Annotated in this window: 19 protein-coding genes; 10 read left to right on the forward strand and 9 right to left on the reverse strand. The window is 40.1% G+C overall.

The window, feature by feature from the left end; all coding sequences use genetic code 11:
- Positions 1–132 precede the first annotated feature (132 nt).
- Positions 133–2,457: a formate C-acetyltransferase gene (gene pflB, locus ACPEEM_RS06455; protein WP_424401315.1), complete on the reverse strand. Its 2,325-nt coding sequence runs from the start codon at positions 2,455–2,457 to the stop codon at positions 133–135.
- Between the two features lie 95 nt (positions 2,458–2,552).
- Complete coding sequence (gene focA / locus ACPEEM_RS06460) at positions 2,553–3,404, reverse strand: formate transporter FocA (protein WP_424401317.1); 852 nt, start codon at positions 3,402–3,404, stop codon at positions 2,553–2,555.
- 391 nt (positions 3,405–3,795) lie between these two features.
- Here focA and hinT point away from each other — a divergent pair, with 391 nt between their 5' ends.
- The 5 genes from hinT to ACPEEM_RS06485 all read left to right on the forward strand — a co-directional run bounded on the left by hinT (position 3,796) and on the right by ACPEEM_RS06485 (position 7,867).
- Positions 3,796–4,146: a purine nucleoside phosphoramidase gene (gene hinT / locus ACPEEM_RS06465; protein ID WP_424401319.1), complete on the forward strand. Its 351-nt coding sequence runs from the start codon at positions 3,796–3,798 to the stop codon at positions 4,144–4,146.
- Positions 4,146–4,499 (forward strand): YcfL family protein, encoded by a 354-nt coding sequence (locus ACPEEM_RS06470; RefSeq protein ID WP_424406384.1) that lies wholly within the window; start codon positions 4,146–4,148, stop codon positions 4,497–4,499. Before hinT ends, ACPEEM_RS06470 begins: the two co-directional genes overlap by 1 nt.
- Positions 4,500–4,508: 9 nt before the next feature.
- A complete protein-coding gene (gene nagZ / locus ACPEEM_RS06475) occupies positions 4,509–5,567 on the forward strand; it encodes a beta-N-acetylhexosaminidase (RefSeq protein ID WP_424401323.1) in 1,059 nt (352 codons plus the stop codon).
- A 2-nt stretch (positions 5,568–5,569) separates the two neighbouring features.
- Positions 5,570–6,769, forward strand: a complete 1,200-nt coding sequence (gene rlmC, locus ACPEEM_RS06480; protein WP_424406386.1) for a 23S rRNA (uracil(747)-C(5))-methyltransferase RlmC — start codon at positions 5,570–5,572, stop codon at positions 6,767–6,769.
- A gap of 108 nt (positions 6,770–6,877) precedes the next feature.
- A complete protein-coding gene (locus tag ACPEEM_RS06485) occupies positions 6,878–7,867 on the forward strand; it encodes a transferrin-binding protein-like solute binding protein (protein WP_424406388.1) in 990 nt (329 codons plus the stop codon).
- A 149-nt stretch (positions 7,868–8,016) separates the two neighbouring features.
- On the opposite strand, the gene pfkA is transcribed toward ACPEEM_RS06485, so the two are convergent.
- From pfkA to ung, 5 genes are all read right to left on the reverse strand, one after another.
- Complete coding sequence (gene pfkA, locus ACPEEM_RS06490) at positions 8,017–8,982, reverse strand: 6-phosphofructokinase (RefSeq protein ID WP_424401328.1); 966 nt, start codon at positions 8,980–8,982, stop codon at positions 8,017–8,019.
- A 108-nt stretch (positions 8,983–9,090) separates the two neighbouring features.
- Positions 9,091–10,005, reverse strand: coding sequence for a cation diffusion facilitator family transporter (locus ACPEEM_RS06495; RefSeq protein ID WP_424406390.1), 915 nt, complete (start codon positions 10,003–10,005; stop codon positions 9,091–9,093).
- Positions 9,990–10,556, reverse strand: a complete 567-nt coding sequence (locus ACPEEM_RS06500; protein ID WP_424406392.1) for a hypothetical protein — start codon at positions 10,554–10,556, stop codon at positions 9,990–9,992. Before ACPEEM_RS06500 ends, ACPEEM_RS06495 begins: the two co-directional genes overlap by 16 nt.
- A gap of 1 nt (position 10,557) precedes the next feature.
- Positions 10,558–11,334: a peroxide stress protein YaaA gene (gene yaaA, locus ACPEEM_RS06505; protein WP_424401333.1), complete on the reverse strand. Its 777-nt coding sequence runs from the start codon at positions 11,332–11,334 to the stop codon at positions 10,558–10,560.
- Between the two features lie 27 nt (positions 11,335–11,361).
- Positions 11,362–12,030: a uracil-DNA glycosylase gene (gene ung / locus ACPEEM_RS06510; protein WP_424406394.1), complete on the reverse strand. Its 669-nt coding sequence runs from the start codon at positions 12,028–12,030 to the stop codon at positions 11,362–11,364.
- Between the two features lie 277 nt (positions 12,031–12,307).
- Here ung and grcA point away from each other — a divergent pair, with 277 nt between their 5' ends.
- The gene (grcA, locus tag ACPEEM_RS06515) at positions 12,308–12,691 is read left to right on the forward strand and encodes an autonomous glycyl radical cofactor GrcA (RefSeq protein ID WP_424401337.1); all 384 of its coding nucleotides are present in this window, start codon (positions 12,308–12,310) and stop codon (positions 12,689–12,691) included.
- A 100-nt stretch (positions 12,692–12,791) separates the two neighbouring features.
- Here the strand turns inward: grcA and ACPEEM_RS06520 are convergent, their stop codons facing one another.
- Positions 12,792–13,337 carry a carboxymuconolactone decarboxylase family protein gene (locus ACPEEM_RS06520; RefSeq protein ID WP_424406396.1) on the reverse strand — a complete coding sequence of 182 codons (546 nt, stop codon included), beginning with the start codon at positions 13,335–13,337 and terminating at the stop codon, positions 12,792–12,794.
- A gap of 29 nt (positions 13,338–13,366) precedes the next feature.
- On the reverse strand, positions 13,367–14,161 hold the full coding sequence (locus tag ACPEEM_RS06525) for a formate/nitrite transporter family protein (protein ID WP_424406398.1): 795 nt from the start codon (positions 14,159–14,161) through the stop codon (positions 13,367–13,369).
- 316 nt (positions 14,162–14,477) lie between these two features.
- Between ACPEEM_RS06525 and lepA the strand changes: the two genes are divergently transcribed.
- Genes lepA through era form a run of 4 tightly spaced genes read left to right on the forward strand, consistent with a single transcriptional unit; the run spans position 14,478 to position 18,908 of the window.
- Positions 14,478–16,274 (forward strand): translation elongation factor 4, encoded by a 1,797-nt coding sequence (gene lepA, locus ACPEEM_RS06530; protein WP_424401343.1) that lies wholly within the window; start codon positions 14,478–14,480, stop codon positions 16,272–16,274.
- Between the two features lie 10 nt (positions 16,275–16,284).
- On the forward strand, positions 16,285–17,307 hold the full coding sequence (lepB, locus tag ACPEEM_RS06535; protein ID WP_424401345.1) for a signal peptidase I: 1,023 nt from the start codon (positions 16,285–16,287) through the stop codon (positions 17,305–17,307).
- 6 nt (positions 17,308–17,313) lie between these two features.
- Positions 17,314–17,991, forward strand: a complete 678-nt coding sequence (gene rnc, locus ACPEEM_RS06540; RefSeq protein ID WP_424401347.1) for a ribonuclease III — start codon at positions 17,314–17,316, stop codon at positions 17,989–17,991.
- Positions 17,988–18,908: a GTPase Era gene (gene era, locus ACPEEM_RS06545; protein WP_424401349.1), complete on the forward strand. Its 921-nt coding sequence runs from the start codon at positions 17,988–17,990 to the stop codon at positions 18,906–18,908. The genes rnc and era overlap by 4 nt, the downstream gene beginning before the upstream one ends.
- Positions 18,909–19,048 lie beyond the last annotated feature (140 nt).

A 19,048-nucleotide genomic window follows, 5' to 3' on the forward strand; every position in this document is an offset into this window, starting at 1 on the left:
AGAAAATACCTAGACAGACCAGTACTGGTATGAACAGCTAACACGTTCAAACTGGTCTAATCAGCTTATACCGTTAAGCATAAAAAAGCCCCTGTAGGGTACAGAGGCTTTAAAAAATGAACAGGCTTTACATTACATTGATTTTGTGAAAGTACGTGTAATCACGTCCATTTGTTGCTCTTTGGTTAAAGAGTTGAAACGCACGGCGTAGCCTGAAACACGAATGGTTAATTGTGGATATTTTTCTGGATGATCCATTGCATCTAACAACATTTCACGGTTCATCACGTTCACGTTCAAGTGTTGACCACCTTCAATTGTCGCTTCATGGTGGAAGTAACCATCCATTAAGCCAGCAAGATTACGTTTTTGTGATTCAAGATCTTTACCTAACGCATTTGGTACGATTGAGAAGGTATAAGAAATACCATCTTTCGCATAAGCAAATGGAAGTTTAGCCACAGATGTTAATGACGCTACCGCACCTTTTTGGTCACGACCGTGCATTGGGTTAGCACCTGGTCCGAATGGTGCACCTGCACGACGACCATCTGGGGTGTTACCTGTTTTTTTACCGTACACCACGTTTGAAGTGATAGTTAACACAGATTGTGTTGGAGTCGCATTGCGGTATGTATGAAGTTTTTGAATTTTTTTCATGAAACGTTCAACTAAGTCGCAAGCGATTTCATCTACACGATTATCATTGTTACCAAATTGTGGGTATTCCCCTTCAATTTCAAAGTCAACCGCCACATCTTTCGCGATACCAACCACTTCACCTGCTTTATTTTTGATTTCAATATCACCACGAATTGGTTTGACTTTCGCATATTTAATTGCAGAAAGTGAGTCTGCAGCAACAGAAAGACCAGCAATACCACACGCCATGGTACGTACCACATCACGATCGTGTAATGCCATTAATGCAGCTTCATAGGCATATTTATCGTGCATAAAGTGGATGATATTCAATGCGGTTACGTATTGTTTTGCCAACCAGTCCATAAAACTATCAAGATGTTTCATGACATCGTCATAGTTGAGGTATTCGGTTTTGATTGGCTCAGTTCTTGGACCCACTTGGTCACCTGATTTCTCATCCACACCACCGTTGATTGCATATAACAAGGTTTTCGCTAAGTTTGCACGAGCACCGAAGAACTGCATTTGTTTACCCACGATCATTGGGGATACACAACAAGCGATTGCATAGTCATCGTTTTGGAAATCAGGACGCATTAAGTCGTCGTTTTCATATTGTACAGATGAAGTTTCGATAGACACTTTTGCTGCAAAGCGTTTGAAACCATCTGGTAATTTTTCAGACCAAAGAATGGTTAAGTTTGGCTCTGGAGATGGACCCATTGTGTAAAGGGTGTGAAGTAAACGGAAGCTGTTTTTAGTCACCAATGTACGACCGTCTAAGCCCATACCTGCGAAGGTTTCTGTTGCCCACATTGGGTCACCAGAGAATAATTGATCATATTCAGGTGTACGTAAGAAACGAACCATACGTAATTTCATCACCAAGTGATCCATTAACTCTTGAGCATCTTGCTCAGTGATTTTGCCTGCTTTTAAGTCACGCTCAATGTAAATATCTAAGAAAGTAGAGACACGACCGAATGACATCGCCGCACCATTTTGCGATTTCACAGCAGCTAAATAAGCAAAATAAGTCCATTGTACTGCTTCTTGTGCATTCGTTGCAGGACCTGAAATATCAAAGCCATAGCTTGCCGCCATTTCTTTGATTTTACCTAAGGCACGGTGTTGTTCTGCAAGTTCTTCACGTAATTGAATAGTGGCTTGAATATCTTCACCACTTTCTAATTTTTCTTGTAATGAAGTAAATTGGTTAAATTTATCTTTCATTAAGAAGTCTGCACCGTAAAGTGCCATACGACGGTAGTCACCGATAATACGACCACGACCGTAAGCATCAGGAAGACCTGTAATAACACCTGAACGACGGCAGCGTAAAATATCTGGCGTGTAAACATCAAATACGCCTTGGTTATGTGTTTTACGATATTCTGTGAAGATATGTTCGATTTCAGGATTTAATTGACGACCATAAACTTTACAAGAACCTTTCACCATGTTGATACCACCAAACGGCATAATCGCACGTTTTAATGGGGCATCAGTTTGTAAACCAACGATTTTTTCTAACGGTTTGTCGATATAACCTGGTTTGTGAGAAGTAATGGTGGATGGTGTATCGGTATCAATGTCATACGGTTCGTGGGTTTTATTTTCCACTTTGATTTTTTCCATCACCTCAGCCCACAATTTTGTGGTAGCTTCTGTTGCATCAGCTAAGAAAGACTCATCTCCTTCATAAGGTGTATAATTTTTTTGAATAAAATCACGAACGTTGACATTTGTTTGCCAGTCACCACCGGCAAACCCTTCCCACGCTTTTTTTTGCGCATCTGTTAATTGAGTCATATTAAAATCCTCTATATATAGAATGAAAAACCGTTTAAATTACACAAAGGCGATGAAAAATAATAAAAAAACCTACCGCACTTTGCACCCAAATCTTAATGTGGGCGATTAATGAACCAATGTGGTAAAGCCACACAGCACGCACCGCCTACGATATTCCCCAGCGTTACAGGAATTAAATTCTTTACAATAAAATGATAAACATCAAGATCAGCAAACTGTGCTGCATCCACGCCAATGGCTTGCCAAAATTCTGGCGAAGCAAAATGTGCAATCACAATTCCCATTGGGATCATAAACATATTCGCAACGCTATGCTCAAAGCCTGAAGCCACAAACATACCAATCGGCAAAATCATAATAAAGGCTTTGTCAGTTAACGTTTTACCGGCATAAGTCATCCAGATCGCAATACACACCATAATGTTACAGAAAATACCTAAACAAAACGCCTCTACCCAAGTGTGATGAATTTTATGTTGAGCCGTTTTTAAAATAGTCAACCCCCATTGACCGTCGGCTGCCATAATTTGTCCTGCGAACCAAGTCAGTAACACAATGAAAATGGCACCAATAAAGTTACCGCAATACACGACAACCCAATTACGTAACATTTGAAAAGTAGAAATTCGACCACTCACTCTTGCCACCGTGGTCATAGTTGATGAAGTGAACAATTCAGAACCGCAAACCACCACCATAATCACCCCAAGCGAGAACACAATACCGCCAACAAGCTTTGTTAATCCCCATGGTGCATCGCCACTCGCGGTTTGAGTAGTGGCATAAAAGACGAATGCAATCGCAATAAACATCCCTGCTGGAATCGCAGAAAGGAAAGAGTAAAATTGTTTTTTTGTGGCTTTATAAACACCTGTATCTTCGCCAATCTGTGCCATCTCAGTAGGTGACACCATGCAGGTTGACGTTGATTGTTCAGTCTTCATGCTTAAATCCCCTTAATATCAATATGCTAATAATTAATGTCGAATGACGTGTTACATAAAATAATCATTTAAAAAAATTTTATTTTTTATAATATTTGTTAATTATAGGAAGTTTTACATCAAAATAAAAGCTATTTTAAGGTCAAAAAACATTCAAAGCCATCTTTTTTTACGCCAGATCAATTTATTGTTAAAAATCTTTGAATTTCAATAAATTAACATTTAATTAAATACTTTTTAACAACTCTTTAACAGATGATTTTTTTAACATTATTTGCTTATTTTTCAGGCTAAATTATCTCCCCTACTTTTCTGTGAAAAAATTGCCATTTTTGTCATTTTCTGTTAAAAAGTGCGGTACATTTTTACCTAATTTAAAAGGATAACACCAATGGCTGCAGAAACCATTTTTAGTAAGATTATTCGGAAAGAAATTCCTGCCAATATTGTTTATCAAGATGAGCTGGTTACCGCATTTCGTGATATTTCCCCTCAAGCTAAAACCCATATTTTAATTATTCCCAATAAACTGATTCCAACCGCCAATGATGTTACAGAACAAGATGAAATCAGCTTAGGACGTCTTTTTACCGTGGCGGCAAAATTGGCAAAAGAAGAAGGGATTGCAGAAGATGGCTATCGTTTAATTGTGAATTGCAATCAACACGGTGGGCAAGAAGTCTTCCATTTACATATGCATCTTGTGGGCGGTGAGCCACTCGGTAAAATGTTGGCAAAATAATGAAAAAACGAACCGCACTTTTATTTTCAGCATTGCTACTTGTGGGTTGTGGCACTTCACAGCCCACAAACTTATTACAGACAGATCAGCCCCTTTTAAACATTGAAGCTGATGCCGATGCGGTGATTGAAGCACAAGCGAATCCTCATCATGCTTGGCTAAAAAATAAAACAGCCAGCCCGATTCAAGTGGGCTACCAATTATTTTGGTATGACAAAAATGGTGTAAGCCAACCTCCTTTTGTGCGTCAAGACATTCCTCTCCTGCTTCAAGCGGGGGAAAAATATGCCATTCCGTTGCACAAACCAACCCCTGAAAGCCAAAACTATCGCTTATATATCCGCTTAAAATAAGGGATTTTTATGTCAACATTATTGATTGATTTACAAGGTCACACACTCTGTCAAGAAGAAGTGGAATTACTTGAACACCCACTTGTTGCTGGCGTCATTTTATTTACTCGCAATTTTCATGATCGTGCACAACTTCAAGCCTTGATCCAATCGATTCGCCAACGCATAAAAAAACCGTTGTTGATCACCGTTGATCAAGAAGGTGGGCGAGTGCAACGTTTTCGTGAGGGCTTCACTCAACTTCCTGCCATGCAAGCCTTTGCCAGCTTAATTGATGATCCCGTGCAGCAAACTTATATGGCACAACAAGCTGGCTGGCAAATGGCGGCAGAAATGACTGCACTGGGCATCGATCTGAGTTTTGCACCTGTATTAGATTTAGGGCACCAATGCCAAGCCATTGGCGATCGTAGCTTTCATCAACAGGCAGAAACCACCCTAAATCTTGCCAAAGCTTTTATTCAAGGTATGCATCAAGTCGGCATGTCGGCAACAGGCAAGCATTTCCCGGGTCATGGTCATGTGGTGGCGGATTCACATTTAGAAACTCCTTATGATGAACGCCCCAAAAACGTGATTTTTGAGCAAGATCTTCAACCATTTAAACAACTGATTCAGCAAAATCTGCTAGATGCCATCATGCCAGCCCATGTGATTTATCGCCACTGCCATCCTCAACCAGCTAGCGGTTCAGAATATTGGTTAAAACAAGTATTACGCCAACAGCTTGGATTTAAAGGGGTGATTTTCTCTGATGATCTCGGCATGAAAGGGGCAGGTTTTATGGGGGATTTTGTTCAACGTTGTGAACAATCACTTCATGCAGGCTGTGATTTGCTGCTACTTTGCAATGAAAGAGAGGCGGTGATCCACGTGTTAGACAATTTAAAACTTGCTGAAAAAGCACCGCACTTTGCCCAACGCCAACAGCGTGTACAGCCACTTTTTAAACGTAAAACGATTCGTTGGTCTGAATTAGAAGCCACCGCTCGTTGGTTGGAAAATCGCAAAATATTGTCCGCACTTCAACAACAGTGGCTTGATAAAAAAGCCCAACATTCACATTAATTATGTCATTTACTTCTTCATCTTCAGCGTTGTCTTGCCCACATTATCAACGTGGTGATTGCCGTTCTTGTCAATGGCTGACAATGCCTTATTCCATTCAATTGGAAAAAAAACAACAACACTTACAACAGCAATTACAAAAACAGGATTGTTCGCAACTACAATGGTTCGCCCCCTATGCTTCCTTGCCTCAAGCCTTTCGTAACAAAGCGAAAATGGCGGTCAGTGGCATGGTGGAGCGCCCGATTTTAAGCCACCCACAAAGCGAGGCCGATTTAACCGATTGCCCTCTTTATCCTCCTCACTTTGTCAAGATTTTTACTATTTTAAAAGATTTTATCGCCCGTGCTGGATTAGTGCCTTACAACATTTCCAAACAAAAAGGGGAGCTTAAGTATATTTTACTGACCGAAAGTCAACTTGATGGTGGCTTAATGTTGCGTTTTGTCGTCCGTTCCGACAAAAAATTACCCTTGGTGCAAAGAGAATTAGCGGGGTTATTGGCAAAATTACCGCAACTCAAGGTCGTGAGTCTGAATATTCAGCCACAACATGCGGCAATTTTAGAAGGGGAAAAAGAAATTTTTCTTACCGAGCAACACACATTAGAAGAATGTTTTAATCAAATCCCCTTATTTATTCGTCCGCAAGGTTTCTTCCAAACCAATCCACAGGTGGCACAAGGGTTATATGCCACCGCACAGCAATGGGTACAACATTTACCTATTCACAAACTGTGGGATTTATTTTGTGGAGTGGGAGGTTTTGGACTGCATTGTACACAAGCCTTGCAAGCCCAACAGCCAGATAAAACCATTGATTTAGTGGGCATTGAAATTTCTGCGTCTGCCATTGAAGCCGCAACACTTTCTGCACAAAAATTAGGCTTAAAAAAGGTTTCTTTTCAGGCATTAGATGCGAAACACTTTGCTTGTGCACTCTCGCCAGACGTGCAAGCAAGCAAACCAGACTTGGTGATTGTGAATCCTCCTCGCCGTGGCATAGGCGAACAACTGGCACAATTTCTCAACCAATTCACCCCCAAATATCTGCTTTATTCTAGCTGTAATGCGGAAAGCATGGGAAAAGATCTCGCACATTTGAGTCATTATCAACTGAAAAAAATCCAGCTGTTTGATATGTTCCCTCATTCTCATCATTATGAAGTACTTTGTTTGTTGGAACATCAATCCGCTCAATGATTGATAAAAATCAAAAAATTTTTTTCTCAATCCCGTAATATTTCGTCTGTTTTTTCGACTAACACATCAGTAGTCAGTCAATATCATGTTTAGATTAAGGAAATCATCATGTCAAATAAATTCAAATATACTAGTTTAGCCTTGTTATCCACTCTTCTTGTTGCTTGCTCTGGCGGCGGTTCTACGCCCGCAGACAATGGACAAAAAAATGAAATTAATCCACAAAATGGCGGTGATAAAACCCCTGTTTTTCATTTAAGTGCTCAGCCAATTTATTTAATTAAAGGAGAGCAACCTCAAGCAAAAGAAGAAGTTTATAAACAAGAAGTAGAAAAACTATTACTTGACGGAAAAACATTGCGTTTACTCTCAGTAGGAACAGTGAAAGGAGTCGATTCTCTTACTGGAGAATCAACGGAAGATGTGGGATTACATTTGGTGAAAAATAAGGCTGTAGGTATTCTAGAAGGCTTAGGTAAAATCAGACAAGTCAACAATTATCAACAAGGTGTTGGCTCACTACTTTTACTCCGAGATCCACAAGCTAATGGATGGGAACATCAGTCTTTTGGTCGCTATACAGGCACGAATAATAGTGCTTCGGGTTATGTAAGCGTTGGTGAACAAAGTCAAAACTTGCCAGCTTCAGGCAAAATTACCTACACAGGTATCGTTTGGGGAGACGCTGGAGAAAAACAAAACAATGACTTTAAACCTGTTAATAGCATCAGTGGTGAACTTGCTGCCACATTACAACTTACAGCGGATTTTGGTAAGAAAACCCTTGAATTTAAAACAACAAATACAAAAGGCTATTCTTTACAAGAACAAAAAGCTGTGGATTATTCAAAATTTGATTTAACAGGGACGGCAAAATGGGATAACGGACAAAAAAGTTTCATTGGTACCGTTAATACCAAAGATAACATCAATGAAAAAGGCACATTACAAGGTAGCTTCTACGGTCCTAATGCTATTGAGGTGGGTGGCACTTTCGGTATCAAAACGGATGACAAATTCTACCAAGGTGGTTTTGGTGGAAAACAAGTCAGTCCGACGACAGAAAAAGCGGACAATAATCGCCCTGCAAGTCGTTAAGATTTTCCCGAATGAGGCAGATTTTTCTGCCTCTTTTTATGGGCATTTTTCTCTTCGGTTTGCCTTCAAAACAAACAAGACAGCACACCTGCCTTGTTGCACGCATAAAAAACGGTGGACAATGCCACCGTTTTTTCTTGAAAATGAGATTAGTCTAAACGTTTAGAAAGCTCTAACCAGTCCGCTTTAAACTCACGACGCATATTATTAATTGCATCGATAATATCATGGTGAACCAGTTGCTCGTTTTGAATACCCACGCAGTAACCGCCTTTACCTTGTAAAAGAAGATCGACGGCATACACCCCCATACGGGACGCCAAAATACGGTCAAAAGCACAAGGTGTACCACCACGTTGAATATGCCCTAAAATGGTTGCACGAGTTTCATGTTTAACACGTGCTTCAATTTCACGAGCAAGCTCATTTACATCACAAATTAATTCTGTGATCGCAATAATCGCATGGCGTTTGCCTCTTTGGATACTTAACTCAATTTGTTGAATGAGCTCTTCACGGTTAAATTCGACTTCTGATGCCACGATATATTCACAACCGCCCGCAATCCCCGCTGAAATCGTTAAGTCACTACAGTGGCGACCCATAATTTCCACAATCGAAATACGTTGATGTGAACTGGATGTGTCACGCAAACGGTCAATCGCTTCTACTGCAGTTTGTAATGCAGTTTGATAACCGATGGTGTAGTCTGTTCCTGCCACATCATTATCAATTGTCCCTGGAATACCCACACAAGGGAAACCGTGTTCTTCGGTTAATAATTTTGCCCCCATGTAAGAACCGTCACCGCCAATCACAACCAACGCATCAATGCCATGAGAACGTAACGTTTCTGCACATTTTTTACGAACTTCAGGATTTTTAAATTCTGGAAAACGAGCTGAACCTAAGAAAGTACCACCACGGTTAATAATATCAGATACACTATAACGGGTAAGTTGCTTGATTTTATTGTGATATAAGCCGTAGTAACCTTCATAAATTCCATAAACTTCTAGACCTTCAGAAAGTGCGGTACGTACTACACCACGAATTGCCGCATTCATCCCTGGTGCATCGCCACCACTGGTTAATACTGCTATTTTTTTAATCATATTGATACCTTACTTAACAATAAAAAATAAATAGAAAACATCGCTAAGATTACACTATTCATATAATCTGCTCTAGCGAAATTTATCAAAAATCGAACCAGATTTGATCTAGTTCGTATTTTCCATTTTTTCTGCCTGAACCACACTGGTTGGCTCATGATGAATCACGATGTCCACCTTTTCAAAAGCGTTACGCAGACGTTGTTCTAAGTGCTCGGTAATGTCATGGGCTTCTAAAAAAGAGAGCTCATCATCTAACTCTAAGTCAAGCTGAATAAATCGCACCGCCCCCGCTTGCCTTGTGCGTAAGTCATGAAAACCAATAATTCGGGGATCAGACAAAATAATCCTTTCAATTTGTTGAATTTCTGCCTCAGGCAAAGCACGATCTAATAATAATTGCACAGAATCAAACAGCATTCTCATGGCACTGATCAAAATATATAAGGCAATTAAAATCGCTACGATAGCATCTGCCAAAATAAAACCGAATAGGGTTAAACTCAGTGAAACCAAAATCCCTAAATTCATCAATAAATCGGTTTGGTAATGTAGGCAATCAGCCTTAATCGCTGGACTTTGGGTTTGTTCAACCACCTTTGTTTGGTAATACACCAAAATGCAGGTGGCTAAAATGGACACCAAGGTAATGCCTATGCCCAGTTCGGTATTTTCTAATGGTTGCGGTTCATTAAAACGGTGAATGCCTTGTAATAACAAAAAAATCGCCGATCCCGAAATGAACGCACTTTGCCCTAATACCGCCAAAGATTCTGCTTTCCCATGCCCAAAAGAGTGATTGTCATCTGCAGGCATTAACGCAAAACGTAAAATCAACATATTCATGAAGGACGCAAATAAGTCCAAGGTAGAATCCACAATGGACGCCAACATGGTCACCGCCCCCGTTTCCCACCATGCGATGCCTTTAATTATCACTAAGCTGGAGGCAGTCAGCACCGCAAAATTAGCCGCTCGCTTAATTTGTACGGCATACGCCTCTGCCATTATTGGCAACCCCATTGCCAATCATGCTGACTTAACTGTTTTAATTCTTTTTCTGCCACGTATTTTTTCAAATAACGAACCACTTTTTCATTGCTCATATTACGAATTTTTTTGGTTTTTGGCACTTTAAAAGAATATTGATATTGCACGAAACCACAATTTAATACATTTTTTCCTCTTGCCACATCCACTTGCCAATCATTATTTTTAACCGTTGGCTCATAAATCACAAAAGCATATAAACTGTCGGCTTTTTCTTGTAATTTAAAATGCTTCACGCCCGTGTTACGGTACACTCGCTGTCTTAAGCTGATGCGATCTTGCAAGCTATTTTGCATTGGGTTGCGATCAAATAACAATTCCACCGCACTTTTCCATTTTTCTACATTATCTTTCTCTTCTAAATAGAAAAAACGGGCGATTTGACCCAAATCTTGCTGTGCCGCCAGCACATAAGTATGCTTGTTATGCACAATCTGTTGCGGTGCCGCAAGCTGAGGACGAGACACACATCCCGTCAAGCAAAAGGCAAAAAGTGCGGTCAAAATTAAAAACGTTTTCTTCATATTATTCCGCCAAATCACGCTTGAAAACCAGTTCTGTTGCGGTTGAAAGGGTTTCATCAAACCAATAACCGCCTAAATCAAAGTCTTTTAATTGATCAATATGACTTAGTCGATTTTGAATCATATAACGGCACATTAAACCACGGGCTTTTTTCGCATAGAAGCTAATGACTTTATATTTACCATTTTTATTATCTAAAAACACAGGCTTGATAATGGTGGCATCAAGTTGGTTTTCTTTCACGGATTTATAATATTCATCCGAAGCAAGATTAACGAGGATCTTATCGCCTTGCTCGTCAAGGGCTTTTTGTAAGTGTTCCGTAATCACATTTCCCCAGAAAGCATAAAGATCTTTCCCTTTTGGGTTCGCCAATTTTGTGCCCATTTCTAAACGGTAAGGTTGCATGAAATCTAATGGTTTTAATAAACCGTATAAACCCGATAACATACGCAAATGCTGCTGTGCAAATAACACATCTTCTTTTGATAAACGCTCAACATCCAAGCCTGTATAAACATCTCCTTTAAACGCATAAATCGCCGCACGTGCATTTTCAGCATCGTGCTGTTTTTGCCATGCAGCAAAACGGGCAACGTTTAAGCCTGCGAGCTTATCACTAATTGACATTAATGAGCCAACCTCCGCAGGTGAAAGTTGACGACACACCTCAATAAGCTGTTCACTATAATCCGTTAACTGAGGTTGGGAAAATTCAAAATTAGGTACCGCACTTTCAAAATCTAAGGTTTTCGCGGGAGAAATAATGGCTAACATAATGGTCTTTCCTGAATAAAATTGCTGTTAAAGAGAAGCTAATTGCCACTGAATTGGCGATACGCCTTGTTGTTCAAGATATTGGTTCGCTTGAGAAAAATGGTGACAACCTAAAAAACCACGATGTGCAGACAATGGCGAAGGGTGCGGTGCCGTCAGCACACAATGTTTTTGACGATCAATAAACTGCCCTTTTTTCTGTGCATGACTGCCCCATAATAAAAAAACAAGGTGTTCACGCTGTTCATTTAAGACGGCAATCACATGATCAGTAAAAGTTTCCCAACCTATATTGGCGTGAGAATGAGCTTTACCTTGTTCCACGGTCAACACCGTATTTAATAGAAGTACGCCCTGCTCTGCCCAAGGGATTAAATATCCATGATTAGGGATTTGAAATCCGTCAATATCTTGCTTTAATTCTTTATAAATATTCATTAAAGAGGGAGGCGGCTGAATACCGGGTTTGACAGAAAATGCGAGACCATGAGCTTGATTTGGGCCGTGGTAAGGGTCTTGACCCAAAATCACCACTTTAACTTGTTCAAATTCCGTTAATTGAAATGCACTAAAGACTTCTGTCGCAGGTGGATACACCACGGTTCCTGAGGCTCTGGCTTGATGGACTTGTGCGAGAATTTGTTTAAAATAAGGTTGTTCTTTTTCTATGCCAATCACATCTTTCCAGGTTTTCATTTTTGTCTCCTCTACACTCAAACCGCAATTATAAAGAACCTGATCGAAAATTGATAGTTTTACTGCTTAATTTGTTAAAAAAATGTTTCTAAAGTGTTAAATAAAAGTTTATATAAATCAAAAAGTTAGCGATTTATATTGATATAAGTCAATTTTTGAAAATTAACACAGAAAAACCTCTTGTTCTAGGTCAAAAGAATTTGAATTCATAAAAATATTTGATAAAATTCTGAGCAACTCAAACTGATTAACAAATCGCCATTTTAGGAGGCTTACTATGATTAAAGGTATTCAAATTACCCAAGCAGCTAATGACAATCTATTAAACTCATTCTGGTTATTAGACAGCGAAAAAGGTGAAGCACGTTGCTTATGTGCAAAAGGTGACTACACAGAAGATCAAGTTGTTGCAGTAAGTGAACTTGGTAAAATCGAATATCGTGAATTACCAGTTGACGTTGCACCAACTGTCAAAGTGGAAGGTGGTCAACACTTAAACGTTAACGTATTACGTCGTGAAACATTAGAAGATGCGGTAAAACACCCTGAAAAATACCCACAATTAACTATCCGTGTTTCTGGTTATGCTGTGCGTTTCAACTCACTCACACCAGAACAACAACGTGATGTTATCACCCGTACTTTCACTGAAAGTTTATAATAAAATGAACGCCCTGAAATCTCAGGGCGTTTTGCTTTTGAAGATAAAAATGCCTCGTTGTAATTGAGGCATTTTTATTGTCAGAAATCACCTTCCTCAATTAAGCGAATTCTTGTAACTCAGGGTTAATTGGCGTGTTAGCAATGTTATTCGCATAGTTACATAACGTGGCTAAACTCACCCCTAAAATCACATCTAAGGCATTTTGTTGCGTATAACCTGCGGCAAAAAAAGCGTTTAATTGCTCTGTGGTCAATTTGGCTTTTTGTAAAATTACAGCCAAAGTGAAACGTGCAAGCGTATCTAATTTGCTACTTGAGGTAATGCCAGCAGTTGCACGAATTTCACGCACCAATTGCTCATCCATTTTAAGACGTTTTAAGGCAATTTTTGTATGTCCTGCCACACAAAAGCCACAGCCATTCACCACTGCAGCCGTGATTTGCACCACTTCTCGCTCTTCTGCGGTTAAACTGTTTCTTTCATTAATACCACCAACGGTACGATAGGTTTCCAGTGCTGTCGGGGAGTTGGCAAGTACACCAATTAAATTAGGAATAAAACCATTGGCATTTTGCACCGCAGTTAACGCCGTTTTGGCTGCCTCTGGGGCAGAATCAATGTTGTGAATCGTAAAAGTTGTCATTGTTTTCTCCAGAAAATGTAAATTGGTCATTAAATTTGATAATCATCTTTGAGCAAATGTTTGTAAGCATATAAATAAGACACACCTACAAAGGCTGCACCGCCCGTCACATTCCCTAAAAAGACAGGGATCATATTCAAGAAAAAGGCGGTCCATGTGATATCAGCCCCTGCCCAAATTCCTGCTGGAATAATGAACATATTTGCCACGAAATGCTGTAAGCCGATTAATACGAAGGTCATTACAGGGAACCAGATGGCTAAAATACGTCCCGATGTTTGTTGCGTGCCAAAATAAAACCAAATGCCCATGCACACCATCCAGTTACACGCCAACGCCGACAGGAACGCTCGCCCAAAATCCATTTGAATTTTCGCTTCTGCAATGGCAATGGTTTTAGGTGCGGCAATACCTTCACTTAATCCCACATAATGTCCGAGAAAATATGCCATAAACAAAGCACCAAGTAAGTTTCCGACACTAACAATGCCCCAATTTCGTAATAATTTGGCAAAACTCACTTTTTTGCTCAAACGCCCAAGGGTCATTAACATCATATTGCCCGTTGCCAGTTCGCCGCCACCAATCAAGATACAAATTAAACAAATTGGAAATACTGCCGCCCCTAGCAAATTAGCCAGTCCAATCCACTCTGCTGGGATCCCTGTCACCACTTTTAAGTATGCAATATAGCCAAAGCTCACATAGCCACCACCAAGAAAGCTCAAAATAAACAAATTGTTAAAGCTGGCTCGGGATTTCGCATAACTTTTATCCAAGACATCTTGTAAAATTTCGTGTGGGTACAAATCACGAAATGACATATTTCCTCCATAAATGCTGTGTTCAAGTGAAACAAAAAATTAACATCGGCTTAATCTAAAGGAAAATAACTTTTGGTTACATATTACAAATTTAAATTATAACTCAGCATCATGTTTGCTATGGGAAGATCCCCTGTCATTTATGGCGGAGTTAAACACGCCATGAAAGAAAACAGGATCATGAAAAAAAGGGGCGTGAGATGATGATTTACCTTGGCTATTTTTTTGTAAGTTATGGCGATTAGTTGCTATTTCAGGTACAATCTTGCGACTTTGTTTTATTGAGAATTCTCCCATTAATTAAGATTACTACTTTATGAAGAACATTCGTAACTTTTCCATTATTGCACATATTGACCACGGTAAATCCACCTTATCTGACCGTTTAATCCAAACTTGCGGCGGTTTATCTGATCGTGAAATGGAAGCACAAGTGCTTGACTCCATGGATCTTGAGCGTGAACGTGGTATTACCATCAAAGCACAAAGCGTGACGTTAAATTATAAAGCCAAAGATGGCGAAACCTACCAATTGAACTTTATCGACACCCCTGGTCACGTTGACTTTTCTTATGAAGTTTCACGTTCCTTAGCTGCCTGTGAAGGGGCGTTATTGGTGGTCGATGCTGGGCAAGGTGTGGAAGCACAAACCCTTGCAAACTGCTATACCGCAATTGAAATGAATCTTGAAGTGGTGCCGATTTTAAACAAAATTGACTTACCCGCTGCCGATCCTGAACGTGTAGCAGAAGAAATTGAAGACATCGTGGGAATTGATGCCATGGAAGCGGTGCGTTGTTCAGCCAAAACAGGGGTGGGCATCGAAGACGTATTAGAAGAAATTGTCCATAAAATTCCTGCCCCCGAAGGGGATCCAGATGCACCATTACAAGCATTGATCATTGACTCATGGTTTGATAACTACTTGGGTGTGGTGTCTTTAGTACGCATTAAAAATGGTACCTTGCGTAAAGGAGATAAGATTAAAGTCATGTCCACTGGACAATCTTATAACGTTGATCGCCTAGGTATTTTTACCCCAAAACAAGTGGATACCACCGTGCTCAATTGCGGTGAAGTAGGTTGGGTGGTTTGTGCCATTAAAGACATTTTAGGGGCACCCGTGGGCGATACCCTTACCCTCCACAATAATCCAGCCACCTCTGTCTTACCTGGCTTTAAAAAAGTGAAACCACAAGTTTATGCGGGGCTTTTCCCGATTAGTTCGGACGACTATGAAGCTTTCCGTGATGCGTTGGGTAAACTAAGCTTAAACGATGCTTCACTTTTCTATGAACCTGAAAATTCCACCGCACTTGGTTTCGGTTTCCGTTGTGGTTTCTTGGGTCTTTTACATATGGAAATCATTCAAGAGCGTTTAGAACGTGAATACGATCTTGATTTGATTACCACTGCCCCAACCGTAGTTTACGAAGTAGAAAAAACCGATGGTGAAGTGATTTATGTGGACAGCCCTTCAAAACTTCCACCATTAAATAACATTGCAGAAATTCGTGAACCGATTGCAGAATGTAATATGTTATTACCACAAACCTACTTAGGTAACGTGATTACACTTTGTGTGGAAAAACGTGGTGTACAAACCAACATGGTTTATCACGGCAATCAAGTGGCGTTAACTTATGAGATCCCAATGGGTGAAGTGGTGTTAGATTTCTTTGACCGCTTAAAATCAACCTCACGTGGTTATGCTTCCTTGGATTACGGTTTCAAACGTTTCCAAGCCGCAGACATGGTGCGTGTTGATATTATGATTAACGGTGAGCGTGTTGATGCCTTGGCATTAATTGTACACAAAGACAATGCCCCTTATCGTGGTCGTGAATTAGTGGAAAAAATGCGTGAACTTATTCCACGTCAACAATTTGATATTGCCATTCAAGCTGCAATTGGTAACCACATTATTGCTCGTTCAACCGTAAAACAATTACGTAAAAACGTGCTGGCTAAATGTTATGGTGGTGACGTAAGCCGTAAGAAAAAACTCTTACAGAAACAGAAGGAAGGTAAAAAACGTATGAAGTCTTTAGGTAACGTTGAAGTACCTCAAGAAGCTTTCTTAGCGATTTTACATGTGGGTAAAGATAAATAAGGAACACATTATGTCGAATATTTTTCTCGTCATATTATTGGCGGTTTGTTTTGGTTTGTGGAAAGTACTAGACTATTTTGCACTGCCAAACACATTTTCCATTTTATTGATCGTTTTAACCGCAGTGTCTGGTGCATTATGGTGCTACCACCGCTTTTCTGTCTTGCCAAAACGTGCAAGACAGATTGCACGAGCAGAACAACGCTCTGGTAAAACCTTAACAGAAGAAGAAAAACGCCATATTGAGCCAATTTCAGAAGGAAGTGAGTTTTTATCGTCACTGTTCCCTGTGTTAGCCTTTGTTTTTATCTTGCGTTCTTTTTTATTTGAACCCTTTCAAATTCCCTCCCCGTCAATGGAACCTACATTACGTGTGGGGGATTTTATTGTGGTGAAGAAATTTGCCTATGGTATCAAAGACCCTGTTTTTCAAAATACCCTTATTGAAACAGGAAAACCAGCACGTGGTGATGTGATTGTCTTTAAAGCCCCAGCACGTCCAAATGTAGATTACATTAAACGGATTGTGGGTACTCCAGGTGATAAAATTTACTATAACGAATATACCCGTCAATTACGCCTTGTGTATGCTAAAGAAGGCAAGGAATGCACCGCAGATTGTGAAAGTAAAGCCTTTAGCTATACCGATCCTGTCGCCAATCCTGACTTTAAATTTTTAGTTGGACGTGATCATCAAGGACAATATTTATATGGTCCCCCACCACTTGAAACCACAGAAACGGGCGATGTATCTCATCAAATTCACTGGTTTCCTGAACCTATTTCAGAAAGTTTTCGTTACAAAGCCTATCGTTCACAAGATGGCTATGTGACAGAATGGGTTGTGCCTGAAGGGGAATATTTTGTGATGGGCGATAACCGCAATAATAGTGAAGATAGCCGTTTTTGGGGCTTCGTACCTGAACAAAATATTGTGGGTAAAGCCAGTTATATTTGGTTAAGCTTAGAGAAAAAACAAGATCAATGGCCAACAGGCATTCGCTTTGATCGCCTATTCACAGAAATTAAGTAGTGATTAATGAATAAAAATTTAGAACGCTTACAACGTAAGCTTGGTTATACTTTTAAGCAAGTTTCTTTGTTAGAACAGGCACTTACGCACCGTAGTGCCTCTGTAAAGCATAATGAACGCCTAGAATTTCTAGGCGATGCCATTTTAAATTTCACCATCGCACAAGCACTTTATCACCAATTTCCTAAATGTAACGAAGGGGAGTTGAGTCGTATGCGTGCCACGCTTGTGCGTGAACCGACACTTGCCATTTTAGCAAGAGAGTTTGAATTGGGTGATTACCTTTGTTTAGGGCCTGGAGAATTGAAAAGTGGTGGCTTTCGCCGTGAATCCATTCTCGCCGACTGTGTTGAAGCCATTATTGGTGCCATGTCATTAGACAGCAATCTAGACACCACCACACAAATCATTTGCCATTGGTATAAGCGTTTGTTGGAAGAAATAAAACCAGGTGATAACCAAAAAGATCCTAAAACACGCTTACAAGAATATTTACAAGGTAAACGTTTAGCCTTACCCACTTATCATGTTGTCGATATCAAAGGTGAAGCACATTGCCAAACCTTTACCGTAGAATGCTATATACAAAATATTGACCGCACTTTTATCGGTATTGGTGCCAGTCGCCGCAAAGCAGAACAAGCGGCTGCGGAAAAAATCTTACAAGAATTGGAAAACAAATGAATGAAATGAACACGGCGGACAACGCCAAAACTTACTGTGGCTTTATTGCTATTGTAGGTCGCCCTAATGTGGGAAAATCCACCCTATTAAATAAAATTTTAGGGCAAAAAATCTCGATCACCTCTCGCAAAGCACAAACGACTCGTCACCGTATTGTTGGCATTCATACGGAAGGGCCTTATCAAGCGGTTTATGTGGACACACCAGGATTACACATTGAAGAAAAACGAGCCATTAATCGTTTAATGAATCGTGCCGCAAGCAGTGCGATTGGGGATGTGGATTTAATTATCTTTGTCGTCGATGGAACCCATTGGAACGAAGACGATGAAATGGTACTCAATAAACTGCGTGCAGCCAAAGCCCCTGTCGTCTTGGCGATCAATAAAATTGACAACATCAAAAACAAAGAAGATATGTTGCCATTTATTACCGAACTCACAAGCAAATTTAACTTTGCTCACGTTGTGCCTATTTCTGCACAAGGTGGAAAAAATGTGAATGAATTAGAAAAAATCGTACGCGACTCTTTACGTGAAGGCTTACACCATTTCCCTGAAGAATATGTTACAGACCGTTCACAGCGTTTTATGGCATCTGAAATCATTCGTGAAAAATTAATGCGTTTTACAGGTGATGAGTTGCCATATTCTGTGACAGTAGAAATAGAACAGTTTAAGCTAAATGAACGTGGTACTTACGAAATCAACGGATTAATTCTTGTTGAACGTGAAGGGCAGAAAAAAATGGTGATCGGGAATAAAGGGCAAAAAATCAAGCAAATCGGCATTGAGGCACGTTCAGATATGGAACGCCTATTTGATAACAAAGTGCATCTTGAACTTTGGGTCAAAGTAAAATCAGGTTGGGCTGATGACGAGCGTGCATTACGTAGCTTAGGCTATATGGACGAATAACCCCTTCCATCTCTCTTATCCCCTTGTGATGTATCCCTCTCTTCAACAAAGAGAGGGATTTTTTTAGCTTCAATATCACGGTCATGCTCAAAGCTAGGGCATCGTTTGCTCTACTACACGAACCACTAGCCTCTTGTAAA

Origin of the sequence: Pasteurella pantherarum, assembly GCF_049670885.1 — a bacterium.
Classification (GTDB): Bacteria; Pseudomonadota; Gammaproteobacteria; order Enterobacterales; family Pasteurellaceae; genus Pasteurella.

What these genes read in the sequence shown, in the direction of transcription:
- nagZ (WP_424401323.1), top strand. Translation starts at nt 4,509, where the DNA reads ATGTCAACATTATTGATTGATTTACAAGGTCACACACTCTGTCAAGAA.
- grcA (WP_424401337.1), top strand. Translation starts at nt 12,308, where the DNA reads ATGATTAAAGGTATTCAAATTACCCAAGCAGCTAATGACAATCTATTA.
- lepA (WP_424401343.1), top strand. Translation starts at nt 14,478, where the DNA reads ATGAAGAACATTCGTAACTTTTCCATTATTGCACATATTGACCACGGT.
- rnc (WP_424401347.1), top strand. Translation starts at nt 17,314, where the DNA reads ATGAATAAAAATTTAGAACGCTTACAACGTAAGCTTGGTTATACTTTT.
- ACPEEM_RS06470 (WP_424406384.1), top strand. Translation starts at nt 4,146, where the DNA reads ATGAAAAAACGAACCGCACTTTTATTTTCAGCATTGCTACTTGTGGGT.
- era (WP_424401349.1), top strand. Translation starts at nt 17,988, where the DNA reads ATGAATGAAATGAACACGGCGGACAACGCCAAAACTTACTGTGGCTTT.
- hinT (WP_424401319.1), top strand. Translation starts at nt 3,796, where the DNA reads ATGGCTGCAGAAACCATTTTTAGTAAGATTATTCGGAAAGAAATTCCT.
- pflB (WP_424401315.1), bottom strand. Translation starts at nt 2,457, where the DNA reads ATGACTCAATTAACAGATGCGCAAAAAAAAGCGTGGGAAGGGTTTGCC.
- ACPEEM_RS06500 (WP_424406392.1), bottom strand. Translation starts at nt 10,556, where the DNA reads ATGAAGAAAACGTTTTTAATTTTGACCGCACTTTTTGCCTTTTGCTTG.
- ACPEEM_RS06495 (WP_424406390.1), bottom strand. Translation starts at nt 10,005, where the DNA reads ATGGGGTTGCCAATAATGGCAGAGGCGTATGCCGTACAAATTAAGCGA.
- yaaA (WP_424401333.1), bottom strand. Translation starts at nt 11,334, where the DNA reads ATGTTAGCCATTATTTCTCCCGCGAAAACCTTAGATTTTGAAAGTGCG.
- lepB (WP_424401345.1), top strand. Translation starts at nt 16,285, where the DNA reads ATGTCGAATATTTTTCTCGTCATATTATTGGCGGTTTGTTTTGGTTTG.
- pfkA (WP_424401328.1), bottom strand. Translation starts at nt 8,982, where the DNA reads ATGATTAAAAAAATAGCAGTATTAACCAGTGGTGGCGATGCACCAGGG.
- focA (WP_424401317.1), bottom strand. Translation starts at nt 3,404, where the DNA reads ATGAAGACTGAACAATCAACGTCAACCTGCATGGTGTCACCTACTGAG.
- ung (WP_424406394.1), bottom strand. Translation starts at nt 12,030, where the DNA reads ATGAAAACCTGGAAAGATGTGATTGGCATAGAAAAAGAACAACCTTAT.
- ACPEEM_RS06520 (WP_424406396.1), bottom strand. Translation starts at nt 13,337, where the DNA reads ATGACAACTTTTACGATTCACAACATTGATTCTGCCCCAGAGGCAGCC.
- rlmC (WP_424406386.1), top strand. Translation starts at nt 5,570, where the DNA reads ATGTCATTTACTTCTTCATCTTCAGCGTTGTCTTGCCCACATTATCAA.
- ACPEEM_RS06525 (WP_424406398.1), bottom strand. Translation starts at nt 14,161, where the DNA reads ATGTCATTTCGTGATTTGTACCCACACGAAATTTTACAAGATGTCTTG.
- ACPEEM_RS06485 (WP_424406388.1), top strand. Translation starts at nt 6,878, where the DNA reads ATGTCAAATAAATTCAAATATACTAGTTTAGCCTTGTTATCCACTCTT.